Source organism: Loktanella salsilacus (assembly GCF_024206795.1).
GTDB lineage: Bacteria > Pseudomonadota > Alphaproteobacteria > Rhodobacterales > Rhodobacteraceae > Loktanella > Loktanella salsilacus.
Map to the genome: position 1 here is coordinate 2754466 of NZ_CP072994.1, position 13854 is coordinate 2768319.

Annotated in this window: 14 protein-coding genes; 6 read left to right on the forward strand and 8 right to left on the reverse strand. The window is 60.8% G+C overall.

Going from position 1 to position 13854, the window contains the following annotated elements:
• Nucleotides 1-33 precede the first annotated feature (33 nt).
• The gene (locus tag KBW81_RS13315) at nt 34-1197 is read right to left on the reverse strand and encodes an acetoin utilization protein AcuC (RefSeq protein WP_254247505.1); all 1164 of its coding nucleotides are present in this window, start codon (nt 1195-1197) and stop codon (nt 34-36) included.
• 20 nt (nt 1198-1217) lie between these two features.
• Here KBW81_RS13315 and KBW81_RS13320 point away from each other — a divergent pair, with 20 nt between their 5' ends.
• From KBW81_RS13320 to KBW81_RS13335, 4 genes are all read left to right on the forward strand, one after another.
• Nucleotides 1218-1709 carry an NUDIX hydrolase gene (locus tag KBW81_RS13320; protein WP_090185805.1) on the forward strand — a complete coding sequence of 164 codons (492 nt, stop codon included), beginning with the start codon at nt 1218-1220 and terminating at the stop codon, nt 1707-1709.
• Between the two features lie 75 nt (nt 1710-1784).
• Nucleotides 1785-2171, forward strand: a complete 387-nt coding sequence (locus KBW81_RS13325) for a DUF1178 family protein (protein WP_254247506.1) — start codon at nt 1785-1787, stop codon at nt 2169-2171.
• A 12-nt stretch (nt 2172-2183) separates the two neighbouring features.
• Entirely contained in the window at nt 2184-2828 is a 645-nt protein-coding gene (locus KBW81_RS13330) for an SDR family NAD(P)-dependent oxidoreductase (protein ID WP_254247507.1), read from the forward strand.
• A gap of 141 nt (nt 2829-2969) precedes the next feature.
• Nucleotides 2970-4208, forward strand: coding sequence for an aspartate kinase (locus tag KBW81_RS13335; RefSeq protein WP_254247508.1), 1239 nt, complete (start codon nt 2970-2972; stop codon nt 4206-4208).
• 91 nt (nt 4209-4299) lie between these two features.
• Here KBW81_RS13335 and KBW81_RS13340 read toward each other — a convergent pair whose 3' ends face one another.
• On the reverse strand, nt 4300-5040 hold the full coding sequence (locus KBW81_RS13340; RefSeq protein WP_254247509.1) for a carbonic anhydrase: 741 nt from the start codon (nt 5038-5040) through the stop codon (nt 4300-4302).
• Nucleotides 5041-5231: 191 nt separating this feature from the next.
• Between KBW81_RS13340 and ptsP the strand changes: the two genes are divergently transcribed.
• Nucleotides 5232-7496: a phosphoenolpyruvate--protein phosphotransferase gene (ptsP, locus tag KBW81_RS13345; RefSeq protein ID WP_254247510.1), complete on the forward strand. Its 2265-nt coding sequence runs from the start codon at nt 5232-5234 to the stop codon at nt 7494-7496.
• On the opposite strand, the gene KBW81_RS13350 is transcribed toward ptsP, so the two are convergent.
• Both KBW81_RS13350 and KBW81_RS13355 read right to left on the reverse strand, forming a co-directional pair.
• On the reverse strand, nt 7472-8260 hold the full coding sequence (locus KBW81_RS13350; RefSeq protein WP_254247511.1) for an EcsC family protein: 789 nt from the start codon (nt 8258-8260) through the stop codon (nt 7472-7474). The genes ptsP and KBW81_RS13350 overlap by 25 nt on opposite strands.
• Before the next feature lie 51 nt (nt 8261-8311).
• Complete coding sequence (locus KBW81_RS13355) at nt 8312-8803, reverse strand: GNAT family N-acetyltransferase (protein WP_254247512.1); 492 nt, start codon at nt 8801-8803, stop codon at nt 8312-8314.
• A 79-nt stretch (nt 8804-8882) separates the two neighbouring features.
• Here KBW81_RS13355 and KBW81_RS13360 point away from each other — a divergent pair, with 79 nt between their 5' ends.
• Complete coding sequence (locus KBW81_RS13360) at nt 8883-9503, forward strand: flavin reductase family protein (RefSeq protein WP_090185784.1); 621 nt, start codon at nt 8883-8885, stop codon at nt 9501-9503.
• Here KBW81_RS13360 and KBW81_RS13365 read toward each other — a convergent pair.
• The 4 genes from KBW81_RS13365 to KBW81_RS13380 all read right to left on the reverse strand — a co-directional run bounded on the left by KBW81_RS13365 (nt 9500) and on the right by KBW81_RS13380 (nt 13777).
• A complete protein-coding gene (locus KBW81_RS13365; RefSeq protein ID WP_090185781.1) occupies nt 9500-10258 on the reverse strand; it encodes an ABC transporter permease in 759 nt (252 codons plus the stop codon). The two genes, KBW81_RS13360 and KBW81_RS13365, sit on opposite strands and share 4 nt — an antisense overlap.
• Nucleotides 10255-11037, reverse strand: a complete 783-nt coding sequence (locus KBW81_RS13370) for an ABC transporter ATP-binding protein (protein ID WP_254247513.1) — start codon at nt 11035-11037, stop codon at nt 10255-10257. The genes KBW81_RS13365 and KBW81_RS13370 overlap by 4 nt, the downstream gene beginning before the upstream one ends.
• A 3-nt stretch (nt 11038-11040) precedes the next feature.
• Nucleotides 11041-12039 carry an ABC transporter substrate-binding protein gene (locus tag KBW81_RS13375; protein ID WP_254247514.1) on the reverse strand — a complete coding sequence of 333 codons (999 nt, stop codon included), beginning with the start codon at nt 12037-12039 and terminating at the stop codon, nt 11041-11043.
• A 118-nt stretch (nt 12040-12157) separates the two neighbouring features.
• Nucleotides 12158-13777, reverse strand: coding sequence for a SulP family inorganic anion transporter (locus tag KBW81_RS13380; RefSeq protein ID WP_254247515.1), 1620 nt, complete (start codon nt 13775-13777; stop codon nt 12158-12160).
• Nucleotides 13778-13854 lie beyond the last annotated feature (77 nt).

Sequence of the window (13854 nt, forward strand, 5' to 3'; positions counted from 1 at the left end):
ATCCCGCGCGGGCGCAGCCGCTGCAAGTCACCTTTACGTCCAAGAGAGCAGACGCGCCGACAGCGTATCGCAGGCGTGCCGCACCGCGTCATGAATCGCGCCCGGGCGCGGCGCATCGCGCAGGGTTGTGATCCAATGCGGCGGCGGAACTGCGATACGGCGCTGCCCGTCCCAGCGCAGCGCGGCCAACACCTTTTGCGCCGGGTCAGGCAGGATATCAGGAATAGGGTGATCGTTCAAAATCGCCCAGTTTCCCGACCAAAGCCGGCCGACGCTCCACGGATTATAGCCACCACCGCCCAGCACCATCAGGCGCGGCGCCAAAGGGCGGATCGCGCGCAAGATCGCCCAATGCGCGTTATTGGACAAACACAGGCGCGATTGCGGATCTTCATTTACGGCGTCCGCGCCGCATTGCAACACGATGGCGTCTGGGCGGAACAGCGCCAGCGCTGGCAGGATCACGCGGTCGCGCACAAGGGCCATGTCGTCGTCATGCGCGCCGCTGGGCAGCGGCACGTTCAGCACGTTGCCAGCGCCCGCATCATCAAGCGGTCCGGTACGTGGCCAACGGCCCGCCTCGTGCGTGGAAATTAGCAGCGTATCGGGATCGTCTCGAAAAGCGTGATCCACGCCGTCGCAATGGTGCGCGTCGATATCAAGATAGGCAATCCGCGCGGCCCCATTCCGGCGCAGGGACTGAATGCCCAGCACAGGATCATTCAGATAACAAAACCCACCAGCCCGGTCAGGAAATCCATGATGCGTGCCGCCAGCAGGGGTGAACACGGTGCCGGGCCGGCGCAACAACTCGCCCGCCAACATCGCCGCCCCAGCAGAGGTCGCGGGGCGGCGATACATCTCTTTGAACACGGGGTTATTCGAGGTGCCGAGGCCGTGGCGCGTGCGGTCAGTGTCGCTGACGGTTTGCGTCGCCTCTGCCCGTTGCAGGGCGGCGACATATTCGGGCGTGTGATAGGACATCAGGGCCGCAGGCTTGGCGCGGGGGCTGTTCAGATATTGCTCTGGCGCGATCCAACCCATGGCGCGGCACAGGTCCATCACCGTCGATACGCGCGGCACACGTAGCGGATGAAACGGGCCATATGACGAATGGCGGTATATTTCCGACCCGATAAACCAAGGCAGGGTTTGCGTCTTGCGGACGTCATGGGGGTGTGGGACGACAGGGTGCATATAAACGGGATGTAAGACCTTTGCCAGCCGACGCCACCCCTGACCAGCCATTCCCCGCCCGCGCCCAGCTGCCGCTCAAGCTGCGCGGCGGAAAAACGGACGTCCGCGGCCAGTTCGCGGCTCTGTGCTGGCGCCGCGACGCAGCAGGAGAGGTCGAGGTCTGCCTGATCACATCGCGCCGCACGAAACGCTGGATCGTGCCCAAGGGCTGGCCGATGCACAAACAGACCCCGGCAGAGGCCGCAGCAACCGAAGCTTGGGAAGAAGCGGGCCTAACCGGACACCCGGTAGACCGCTGTCTTGGCGTATTTTCCTATGTGAAACCGCTGTCCAATCGGACAACTCCGGTCGTTGTCATGGTCTATCCGCTGGAAGTTCTGCAGGTCGCCAGCGATTGGCCGGAAAAGGCTGAACGCAAGCGCAAGTGGTTCTCTCGGCGCAAGGCGGCGTCGAAACTGGAGGAACCCGCACTGCGGCGCATTGTCGAAGCGTTTGATCCCGATAGCCTTTAAGCCCAGCTGCGGTTAAACCGTTGCATCCGGGCGCAGTCAGCTTATCTTTGCCCCACCCCGCAACGGATGTGACCCTTGATCCGCTATACCCTGATTTGTGACAGTGATCACCGCTTTGACAGCTGGTTTCAGTCGGCTGATGCCTATGCTGCGCTCTCTGCGGCAGGGCAGCTGACCTGCACCGTCTGCGGATCGGCGAAGGTCAGCAAAACGATCATGGCCCCCGCCGTCGCCGCCGATCGCGGCAAAGAGGCTGCTGTCCAAAAGTTGCGCAAACAGGTCGAAGCAAACGCAGAGGACGTCGGCACCAGTTTTGCCAAAGAGGCGCGCGCAATGCATCTGGGCGACGCGCCAGAGCGCGCTATCTACGGCGAGGCGACGGGCGCAGATGTGCGCGCCCTGCTGGCCGATGATATTCCCGTGCTGCCGCTGCCGTTTATGCCGCGCCGCCGTACCAATTGAAAAGGTGACGACATGACAACTTTGATTACTGGCGCGAATCGCGGCATTGGCCGGGCCATGTTCGAAGGGTATCGTGACCGCGGCGAAAAGGTGATTGGCACCCACCGTGATGCACCAACGACAGATTGGATGCGGCTGGATGTGACCGATCCGGGTTCGGTCGCACAGATGGCCCAGGATTTTGGCGATACACCGCTGGATCTGCTGGTGTGCAACGCGGGCGTTTTTCTGGATCGCGGCCAGTCCGTGGCAGATCTAACCGCCGACATTTGGGCGCAGGAATTTGCGGTCAACGTGACGGGCGTATTCCTAACCATTCAGGCGCTTTTGCCAAACATCAAAGCCGCTGGCGGCAAGATCGCAATCATCAGCAGCCAGATGGCATCCGACACCCATGCGCCGGGCGGGTCCTATGTTTACCGTGCATCCAAGGCGGCGGTACTGAACTTTGGCCGCAACCTTGCGGCGGACCTAAAGGATGACGGGATCGCCGTCGGGATTTATCACCCCGGCTGGGTGCAAACGGACATGGGCGGCAGCAGCGCTGCGATTACGCCCGTTCAGGCCGCAGGCGGGTTACTGGACAGGTTCGATGATTTATCCGTGGCGACGACGGGATGTTTCAAGACTTGGGACGGGGAAGATCACCCTTATTAAGGCTTGAAGGGGGCTCTGCGCCCGCCGCTACGCGGCCCCCCGGGATATTTTTGAAGAGAAGAATACGGACGTTCCATGCATGTGGATTGCTCTTGCGCCTCTCGTCGCGTAAAGGGCGGCGCGGAAGCACAGGGAAATATCATGCCCACACTTGTGATGAAATTCGGCGGCACGTCCGTCGCAAACCTTGACCGGATCGCGCGCGCGTCCAAACGCGTCGCGTTGGAAGTGGCCAATGGCTATGACGTGATCGTCGTTGTGTCAGCCATGTCTGGCAAAACCAACGAGCTGGTCGGCTGGGTGAACGAGACGTCGCCGCTGTATGATGCACGCGAATATGACGCTGTCGTATCGTCCGGAGAGAACGTCACGGCGGGCCTGATGGCGCTGCGGTTGCAGGAAATGGATATCCCGGCACGCAGCTGGCAAGGCTGGCAAGTGCCGGTGCAGACGACCTCTGCCCATGCCAATGCGCGCATCGAGGGGATCCCGACCGACAACATCAACGCCAAGTTTGCCGAAGGCATGAAGGTTGCCGTGGTCGCTGGCTTTCAGGGCATTAGCCCAGAAGGCCGGATCACGACGCTGGGCCGGGGCGGATCGGATACGACCGCTGTCGCCTTTGCCGCCGCTTTCGATGCAGAGCGTTGCGATATTTATACAGACGTTGACGGCGTCTATACCACCGACCCGCGTATCGTTCGTAAAGCGCGCAAGCTGGACCGCATCGCCTTTGAAGAGATGCTAGAGCTGGCGTCGCTCGGGGCCAAGGTGCTGCAAACCCGCTCTGTCGAGCTGGCCATGCGGTTTGGCGTCAAGCTGCGGGTGCTGTCATCGTTCGAGGAACCATCAGACAATGCGGGCACACTGGTGTGCGCCGAGGAGGACATCATGGAAAGCAATGTCGTGGCCGGTGTGGCCTATTCGCGTGACGAAGCGAAGATGACCCTGATCTCGGTCGCGGACCGGCCGGGTATCGCTGCGGCGATCTTTGGCCCGCTGGCAGATGCCGGGGTCAACGTCGATATGATCGTGCAAAACATCAGCGAAGAAGGTCGCACTGACATGACCTTTTCCTGCCCGGTCGATCAGGTCGTCCGCGCGCAAAAGGCGATGGAAGATGCCAAGGCTGGCGGAACGATTAACTTCCACGATCTGGTTGCAGATGAAGGTGTGGCTAAGGTCAGCATCGTCGGCATCGGCATGCGCAGCCACGCTGGCGTCGCAGCAAAGATGTTTGCCGTGCTGCGCGACGAAGGCGTAAACATCAAGGTCATCACCACATCCGAAATTAAGGTCAGCGTGCTGATCGACCGCAAGTATATGGAACTGGCCGTGCAGGCCCTGCACGACGCGTTTGAGCTGGAAAAATCCGCTTAAGGTTCGTTTCAAGAGAAAGGATTGGTCCGAGGTTCGGGCCAATCCACCTTTCAGTTAGACCGCCTATCCCTACGCCAAAGCGGCGATGCGGTTACCACTCTGCCACGACAAGCCGCCCATTGCGCGACTGGATTGGGCGGGCGTTGTTGGGAAACACAGTCTGAAATGCGGCAATTTGTTCCGCAGAGGCTGTGATCGGCGACATCAACATGTGCCAGTTGATTCCTTCCGTGCAGGGCGGCGTTGTCAAAGAGCCCATGAAACGCATGTAGCTTTGACTGCTTGGCAGCAGATCGCGCGGGTTGAACATGGCGTCCCCGCTGCCAGTGGCGCCGTGATCATATGGCGCGACGTTCCATAGCTGCGCGATCGCAGGATTTGCGGCCCCTTCGGCAATCATCACCCCAAGGACGGTAAAACGCCCGTCAGCGGCCTGATGCACAAAGTGCAGTTCCATCGGGAAGGCGTCACCATTGATCAGGTATTCACTGGGTGTGTGAAAGTGAAACTGCAGGAGTTTAAAATCCGTCCCACCGATCCGAAGAAAATCATCAACCCCGCCGTTCACCACAAGCGTATGCCCGTTGTTTGTCACCGCAGCCGGCATCGGGGTGTAGTGGATATCAAGGTTCGCCAAATCGGCATCGACGTCAGGGACGATGTTAAACGGCGACTGAAAATGACCCTCAGCGCAGGTTGCAAAATCGTCCGATAGGTCAGCCCAATGGTCCGGCCCGTGTTCGCCATCGTAAGACCAGTCCGCCGCATGCGCCGCAGGCAGCGCAAAGCATAACAGCATCACAGAGAACAGGGCAGCGCGGCAGGGTGTCATGGGCAATCCTATGGCAGATCAATGGTCTTCGGACAGACTGCGGGCTTGGGGTGAATATCCGCTTAAGTGCTGTGCGATTTCGCAAACTTTTCGCCTGAATTGATCACCGCGCCGACGCTGGGGTGCATTCACCCTCCCCTTCTGGGTGCAAACCGCATACAGAGGGCAAAAGACGACGCGCTGGGGGAGCCATGAGCGACAGGATCGAAACCGAAAGCCGAAAGCTGCTTGGCCGTCTGCGCCGCGCCTTGGCCGAGGATTCAGCCGGTCAGGAACGGCTGGATCGAATCGTCGAATTGATCGCGAGTTCGATGCAGACGGAGGTCTGCTCGATCTATCTTTTCCGCGACGTAGACACGCTAGAGTTGTGCGCAACCGAAGGTTTGCAGGCTGAATCAGTACATAAAACGCGGATGCGGCTGGGCGAAGGCTTGGTTGGCCGCGTGGCTCGGACGCGCCGTGTGGTGAACGCCGCCGACGCGCCCTCTGCCCCCGGTTTTCGCTATATGCCTGAGACTGGGGAGGAGCGTTATTCGTCCTTCTGCGGCGTGCCAATCCAGCGGCTGGGCGATGCCCTTGGCGTGCTGGTTGTGCAGTCCAAGGATTCGCGCGCCTTCACCACGGACGAGGTTTATGCCCTTGAAGTGGTCGCCATGGTGCTGGCGGAAATGACGGAACTGGGCGCTTTTGTCGGCGAAGGTGCGGCCTTGTCTGCGCGGCACCAACAACCGGTTCTGTTCCGCGGCACGATCGCGCAAGAAGGGGCCAGCGCTGGCAAAGTTTACCTGCACGAGCCGCGCGTCGTGGTCACGAACCCGATTTCTGACGATCCCGATCTAGAGCTGGAACGCCTGCGCGCTGCGGTGGAAACGCTGCGCTTGTCCGTCGACGAACTACTCAGCGGCGACCGCGCGATGACCCCCGATCAGGTCGAAATCTTTGAAGCTTACCGGATGTTTGCCAATTCGCGCAGTTGGATGCGCCGGATGGAAGCGGACGTCTCTAACGGTTTGTCCGCCGAGGCCGCTGTCGAGAAAGAGCAATCGCTTGCCCGGTCCCGTCTGGGTCAGGCAGAGGACGCCTATATGCGCGACCGGCTGCATGATCTGGACGATCTGTCGAACCGCCTGCTACGGATTTTGACCGGCCAAGGATCGAACACTGGCGCGGAAATGCCCGAAAATCCGATCCTGATCGCCAAGAACATCGGCCCCGGCGAATTGCTGGAATACGGCAAGGCGCTGCGCGGGATCGTGCTGGAAGAAGGCTCTGTCGGATCGCACGCGACCATTGTGGCGCGGGCTTGGGCCATTCCGCTGGTCATCAACGTCAAAGGCATCACGACAGAGGCGCTGAACGGCGACACGATCCTTGTGGACGGCGAACAGGGCGTTGTGCACCTGCGGCCTGACGACAGCGTGTCGACCGCCTTTGGTGACAAACTGGCGATGCAGACGCGGGCACAAGAACGCTATGCGTCTTTGCGCGAATTGCCTGCGGTGGGCACCTGCGGGACGCAGATCGCACTGCATATGAACGCGGGCCTGATGGCGGACTTGCCGTCGCTGCCGTCATCCGGGGCCGAAGGTGTGGGCCTGTTCCGTACCGAATTGCAGTTCCTGATCCGCAGCCAGATGCCGAAACGGTCAGAGCTGTCAGCGCTTTATTCCCGCGTCATCGGCGCGGCGCATGGCAAGCGCGTTGCCTTCCGCACGCTCGACATCGGGTCGGACAAAGTCCTGCCCTACATGAAGGCCAACGACGAGCCGAACCCCGCGATGGGCTGGCGCGCGATCCGCGTTGGCCTTGATAAGCCCGGCATTCTGCGGATGCAGCTGCAGGCGCTGATCCGCGCTGCAAACGGCGGGCCGCTGGCCGTGATGTTCCCCTTCATCACGCTGCATTCCGAATTCCGCGCGGCCAAGGCAGAGCTGGACAAGGTGCTGGCCCGCGAGGTCAAGCTGGGCAACCCATTGCCGTCAAAGTTCGAAGTCGGCGCCATGCTAGAAACCCCGTCGCTCGCCTATGCGCCTGCTGCGTTTTTCAAAGAGGTCGATTTCATCTCGGTCGGCGGCAACGATCTAAAGCAGTTCTTTTATGCAGCTGACCGCGAGAACGAGCTGGTGCGCCGGCGCTATGACACATTGAACGGCAGCTTTTTGTCGTTCCTGAAGACCGTCGTCGAACGCTGTAATGCGGCGGGCACCCCGGTGTCATTCTGCGGTGAAGACGCGGGCCGCCCGCTAGAGGCGCTTGTGCTGTCGGCCATTGGGTTCCGCAGCCTGTCGATGCGCCCCGCCTCTGTCGGGCCAGTCAAACACCTGCTGCGTCAGGTCGATATTGTCGCCGCAGGCAAGGCTGTGTCAGCTGCGCTTGACGCAGGCGAGCAAGATATCAGAGAGATGATTAACGCTTGGCTAGTGGAACACCATCAGGCGTCGCGGTCCGTGACCTGACGTTTGGCAAGAGCGGCGTGGAAGACGTCTAACACCGCATCTTCGCCGTGTTCGCGCACGATTTGGCGCAGGCCAAAATGTACATGGGCCATCTCGACGTAGTATTGGGTGAAGGCATAATTCGTCCCTGCCCCGGCCGCTGCGCCAAGGATCGGCACGGCCTGCGTCGCCAGTTTCTGGGTTAAAACAGCGGCAAAGCGCGGCGCGACGCGGGCGATCAGTGTATGCACGGCAGCGCCGGACAGCCCTAAACGCGCGCCAAGGAACGACGTGTCGATCCCGTCCTCGCCATCCTCGCCCGCGCCAAAGACAGCCAGCGCCTGCAAGCGGGTTTCGGGGTCAGCGGGGTCTTCGCCATATTGGGCGGCGACACCCTGTACCGCGCGAAAAATCATCGTGGTGGCGACAGGCAGCTCTGCCAGCGCTGTAGGTAGGCCGCCAAAGCCCCCAATCGCGCCCGACAGCGTCGCCATAACCTTGTGCATCCGGTCCGTGTTCACCGCCTGCCCCAGCGCGCCAGAGCGGGACCGCGCGGCGACCTCGTAGCTATGCGTCAAGGCGGCGCGGGCTGCGGCATCAATCTGACCGCGCGCGCCTTTGGGCAGCATTTTTAGTGTGTCTTCGACCTGCGTGCCGACAAAGTTAATCGCCCGCATCAGCACCCCGTTCGCACGGCGCTGCCGGTCGGCAAGGGCGCGAATACGGGCGCGGTCGTCATCGCCCAACGGGGACTTGTCAGATATTTCGGCGTTGATCGTCTTCATCGGGACCGCACCTTTTTGGTTAGCATGAACATATGCAACCCTACGGCGTTTTCAATCGTGCGCGCGTTCCACCGGCCCAGTTACGCCGTCCCAGCCGCCTTTGCGCAAAGCGATGCCTAAAACGCGGTCAGGGTTGGTCGGCGGCGGCATGACAACGTCCGTCAGCGGGGTAAAACCGAAGCGGCCATAATAAGGCGCATCGCCCACCAGCATAATCCGCGGCCAACCGTCCTTTGCCGCGACCTCTAGGCAGCGCCAGATCAGCAGGGCGGCGATCCCTTCGCCTTGGTGAACGGGGTGAACGGCGACGGGGCCCAGCAGCACGACCTCTTTGCCGGCGACCCGCACGGGCCAGTTACGGATCGCGCCCGCAATCTGCCCGTCACCATCGCGCGCCACGATGCACAGCCGTTCAATCGGGTCGACACCGTCGCGCAGGCGATAGGACGACAACGCGGTCCGGCCTGGCGCAAAGCATGTGTCGTACAGCGCCTCGACTTCCCACCAGTCGTCGGGGCGTTCCCGTGCGGTTGTGATATCCATGCTGTGCGAGTCTTTCGTATGGTCCGGCGCGTTTTGGCACGCTAGCTGTTGAGCAAGCCGGATAAAAGGGATCACAACCATGTTCTATCAACCAGATCGCAACACAGGGGCGGGCCATGGCCTGCCGCACAACCCGTTCAACGCCATCGTCACCCCCCGCCCCATCGGCTGGATTTCGACGCGCGGCAGCGACGGGTCAGATAACCTTGCGCCCTATTCGTTTTTCAACGCAGTCAGCTATTTCCCCCCGCAGGTCATGTTTGCTTCAACCTCGGCCAAGCCGGACCGGGGCGACACCAAGGATTCGGTCGCCAATATCCGCGAAACCGGTGTCTTTGCCGTTAACATCGTCAGCCATGCGCTGCGCGACGCGATGAACCAAACGTCCGGCCCGTGGCGCAGGGACGTGGACGAGTTTGCTGTCGCGGGACTGGAAAAGGGCCAATGCCAGACCATCGACTGCGGCTTTGTCACCGCCAGCCCCGCGACGCTGGAATGCAAGATGACCCAGATCGTGACGCTAGAGGGAGCAAACAATTTCATGGTGATCGGCGAAGTCGTCGGCATCCGCATGGCTGACGATTGCATCGTAGACGGCATGTTTGACGTGACCACGTTCAACCCGCTGTCACGCCTCGGCTACCGCGACTATGCGACGGTAACCGAGGTGTTCAGTCTAAACCGACCCGGCGAATCTTAAACCGTCCGGTCGGCCCAACCGGCAAAAATCTTCTCTAGCGCGACGACGATGTAGTACAAAACGATGCCAAGGAACGCCAAAGCGATCAGCACCGCGAACATCAGCGGATAGTCAGAGTTGGTTTTACCACTATCAAACAGCGCCCCAAGGCCGCGGCCATGGGGCGACACGATTTCCATCAGATTGGTGCCGATAAAAGCAAGCGTGACCGAGACTTTGAGCGCACCGAAGAATTCCGGCAGGGTTTTGGGCAGCGCGATTTTCCAGAATACCTGTGCTTGGCTCGCGCCAAGGCTGCGCAGGATGTCGCGGTATTCCGGTTCCAGCGTGGACAGGCCGATGCTGACGGATACGGCGATCGGAAAGAAGCTGATCATAAAGGCGATCAGCACTGTGTTAAAATCGTGCCAACCGACGAACATCAGCGCCACGATGGGCACCACGGTCGCCTTGGGCACGGCATTAAAGCCCACCAGCAGGGGATAGAGCGCGTCGCGCATTGTGCGTGAAAAGCCCATGACCATGCCAAGTCCGGTGCCAAAGATCACCGCAAGCAGCAGGCCGACAATCGTCCGCCACAGCGTCTGCCAGCCCATGATCAGGAACAACGACCAGTATTTTTCATAGGCCGGGATCAAGTCGGACGGAGAGGCCATTTTGTAGTTCGGCCACCCCATGACCCAAACAAGGGCCTCCCACAGGACCAGAAACACGACGACGGCGGCCAGCGGCACAAGAACCTGACGCGCCTTCATGCGGCAACCCGCCCTTGGGCGACCTCGATCTGGTGGCGGAGCACGTTCAGGCGTTCAGCGGCCAGCGGGGTATAAAGGTCTTCGAGCGTGCGCAGGCCCGTATCGGGGATATCCATGACGAACTGCGTCTTAGCGGGACGTCCAGACAGCACGACAACTTGGTCGGCCAGAAAGATCGATTCGCGCAGATCATGGGTGATCAGCACGCCGGTAAATGGCTCTTCTGCTTTGACCTTGTGCATGGTCTGCCACAGGTCTTCGCGGGTGAAAGCGTCAAGCGCGCCAAAAGGTTCATCAAGGATCAACACCTCTGGCTGATGGATCAGCGCACGGCACAGGGACGCGCGTTGCTTCATACCGCCCGACAGTTCTGACGGGCGTTTTGACTCGAAACCTTCGAGCCCCACCAGCGCCAGCAGCTTGCGCGCGCGGTCCTCGCCTTGGGCTTTGGTCAGTTTGTTCGGCACGATTTCCAGCGGCAACATGACGTTGTCCAAAATCGTGCGCCATTCCAGCAGTACCGGGTTCTGGAACGCCATGCCGACATTGCTGCGCGGCGCGGTGATGCGGGTGCCGTGAACGTTGACCGTGCCTTCGTCCGGGATCAGCAAACCCGCGACAAGGCGGGTCAGTGTCGATTTTCCGCAGCCAGACGGCCCGACGACGGCAACAAAACCGCCCTCTGGCACTGTAACGTCAAGCCCATCAAGCACCGGCAAAGGGCCAGAGGCGGTGCGGTAAGAGTGCCGCACCCCCCTGATTTCAATTAGGTTTTCCAAACCTTATTCCGCCAACTTAAAGCCGCCCTCGGGCAGGTAATCGCTGGTGAAATACAGCGACGCATCAGGCGTCGTCGCGAACTCATAGGTGGTCGCGATCTGGGCAAGGCTGTTCTCCATACGGTCCGCATCAATGCCGCCAAAGCCGTTCGCCTTGACCCAATCGGTGTCCACGTTGTCGCGGATCGACAGCTCTAGCCGGCGCTGCTCCAGCTCTGCATCAGCCGCGGGGTTACGTTCGATCAGCATGGGAATGACAGAGGCTGGATCAGCAATTGCGTCGGACCAGCCCATCGCCACGGCACCAAGGAAGGACTTGATCACGTCTGGATTGGCCGCGGCATATTCGGTGTTCACGATGACCGCATTGCCATACAAATCAACGCCGTAGTCCGCCATCAGCATGGTGACCAGATCATCCTCTGGCACGCCAAGGCGGGCGGCGTTCAGGTAGGACGTGAAGGAAAAGCCGGTGATCGCGGCGACATTGCCTTCGGCCAGCATCGGTTCGCGCGTCGGAAAGCCGACAGGTTCGACGGTGATCGCATCCATATCAAGGCCGTTTTCAGCGGCAAAGATCGGGAACTGCGCCCATGCGCCATCGGGCGGCGGGGCACCCAGCACTTTGCCTTCAAGCGATTTAGGATCGCTGACGCCCAGCGACGTGCGGCCGATCACGGCGAATGGCGGCTTGTCATAGACCATCATCGCCGCAATCACCGGCGCGCCGGGGTTTTGGTCAAGGAACTTGATCAGGCTGTTGATGTCGGCAAAGCCCACGGGGAACGCGCCGGTGGCCACCTTGGGGATCGCATCAAGCGAGCCATTGCCAGCCTCGACCGTGACATTCAGGTCGGCGGCCGCAAAGTGGCCATTGTCGATGGCGGCAAAATAGGGCGCAGCGGGCCCTTCGAATTTCCAGTCCAGCGCGAATGGCAGATCAGTCTGCGCCTGCGCGGCGGATGCCATCAGAACGGCAGCAGTAAGTGAGCGATAAAACATAAAAGGTCCCCGTCATCGGTTTATTGTTAAACCGCAGTATTGGACCTTGCCCGCCGCATGGCTAGCCAGAAACGGGGAATTTCGCCCCGTTTCCGTGCGTTTGCTTAATTGTTAGGCGTCAGTGACCGCCCAGAACCCCAGTGCGGACCGAATAGTCAACGGCCAGTGCGTAATCGGGATCGTCATCACTATCGACGATCAGGTGCCCGGCCTTGGACAGAAGACGGTGACAATCGCGAGACAGGTGGCGCAATTGGATGGATTTTCCGGCGTCCTCATACTTGCCGGCAATCGCCTCGATCGCGGCCAGAGCTGACTGGTCCACAACGCGGCTATCGTTGAAATCGACGATCACCAGCGACGGGTCGGCGTCCACTTGAAACAGCTCGCTGAAACCTTCGGCAGAGCCAAAGAACAGCGGTCCTTGGATCTGATAGACCTTGGCACCTTCGGGCGTGGTATAGGTCTTGGCGTGGATGCGGGTCGCGTTGTTCCACGCATAGGCCAGCGCGGATACGACCACACCGACCAGCACAGCCGTCGCCAGATCGGTCGCCACAGTGACGGCGGTCACCAGAACGATGACGACGGCGTCGGTCCGCGGCACTTTGCGCAGGATGCTAAAGCTGTTCCACGCGAAGGTGCCGATCACGACCATGAACATCACGCCGACCAGCGCCGCCAGCGGGATCTGCGCGATCAGGCCAGAAGCGAACAGGATAAAGGCGAGCAGAAACAGCGCCGCCGCGATCCCGGCGATGCGCGTACGGCCGCCAGATTTCACGTTGATCATGGACTGACCGATCATCGCGCAACCACCCATACCGCCAAAGAAACCGGTGACAGTGTTCGCAACACCCTGCGCGATGCACTCTTGGCTGGCACCGCCGCGCTGGTTCGTCATTTCGGACACCAGGTTTAGGGTCAGCAAGCTTTCGATCAGGCCAATGGCGGCCAAGATCATCGCATAGGGCAGGATGATCTGGAACGTCTCAAAGGTGAAGGGCACCATGGGAACGTGGAACGGGGGCAAAGTGCCCTCGATGGACGCCAGATCGCCCACGACAGGCACGTCGATGCCAAAGATGATGACGATTGCGGCGACAATACCAATGCCGGCCAATGGCGCGGGGATCAGGTTCGTAACCTTGGGCGCACCCCAAATGATGAACATGGTCAAGGCGGTCAGGCCCAGCATCCAGATCAACGGCAGACCAGACAGCCATGCACCGCCTGACATACCGTGACCAACAGCTTCTGCCGTGCCGGGCACTTTGAACTGGCCCAGCTGCGCCAAGAAGATCACGATAGCCAGACCGTTCACAAAGCCCAGCATAACCGGATGCGGTACAAGCCGAATAAATTTCCCCCAACGCATGACGCCAACGACGATCTGGATCAGGCCCATCAAAACGACGGTGGCAAACAGATACTCAATCCCGTGCAGCGACACGAGGCTGACGATCACAACGGCCAGCGCGCCCGTCGCGCCAGAGATCATGCCCGGACGCCCGCCAAACACGGCCGTAATCAGGCCCACGATGAACGCGGCATAAAGGCCCACAAGCGGCGGCACCCCGGCGACAAAGGCAAAGGCCACGGCTTCTGGCACCAACGCAAGGGCGACGGTCAGACCTGACAGCACCTCGATCCGCAGGCGCCCGGCATTCAGGGGCGCACTGGGATCGGTTAGGGCAATGCTGTCGGCAAAACTTGCCAGAAGGGCGCGGGGGGCCATGGGACATCCTAATACTAAACGTGTTGTGTGGCCCCTACGCCAGAACGGCCCGATTGTCACCCCGCCCCGCGCTGAAC

Bases quoted from the DNA above. Each gene is read 5' to 3' on its own strand.
- KBW81_RS13315 (WP_254247505.1), bottom strand. From the start codon at position 1,197: ATGCACCCTGTCGTCCCACACCCCCATGACGTCCGCAAGACGCAAACC.
- KBW81_RS13330 (WP_254247507.1), top strand. From the start codon at position 2,184: ATGACAACTTTGATTACTGGCGCGAATCGCGGCATTGGCCGGGCCATG.
- KBW81_RS13335 (WP_254247508.1), top strand. From the start codon at position 2,970: ATGCCCACACTTGTGATGAAATTCGGCGGCACGTCCGTCGCAAACCTT.
- KBW81_RS13340 (WP_254247509.1), bottom strand. From the start codon at position 5,040: ATGACACCCTGCCGCGCTGCCCTGTTCTCTGTGATGCTGTTATGCTTT.
- ptsP (WP_254247510.1), top strand. From the start codon at position 5,232: ATGAGCGACAGGATCGAAACCGAAAGCCGAAAGCTGCTTGGCCGTCTG.
- KBW81_RS13350 (WP_254247511.1), bottom strand. From the start codon at position 8,260: ATGAAGACGATCAACGCCGAAATATCTGACAAGTCCCCGTTGGGCGAT.
- KBW81_RS13355 (WP_254247512.1), bottom strand. From the start codon at position 8,803: ATGGATATCACAACCGCACGGGAACGCCCCGACGACTGGTGGGAAGTC.
- KBW81_RS13360 (WP_090185784.1), top strand. From the start codon at position 8,883: ATGTTCTATCAACCAGATCGCAACACAGGGGCGGGCCATGGCCTGCCG.
- KBW81_RS13365 (WP_090185781.1), bottom strand. From the start codon at position 10,258: ATGAAGGCGCGTCAGGTTCTTGTGCCGCTGGCCGCCGTCGTCGTGTTT.
- KBW81_RS13375 (WP_254247514.1), bottom strand. From the start codon at position 12,039: ATGTTTTATCGCTCACTTACTGCTGCCGTTCTGATGGCATCCGCCGCG.
- KBW81_RS13380 (WP_254247515.1), bottom strand. From the start codon at position 13,777: ATGGCCCCCCGCGCCCTTCTGGCAAGTTTTGCCGACAGCATTGCCCTA.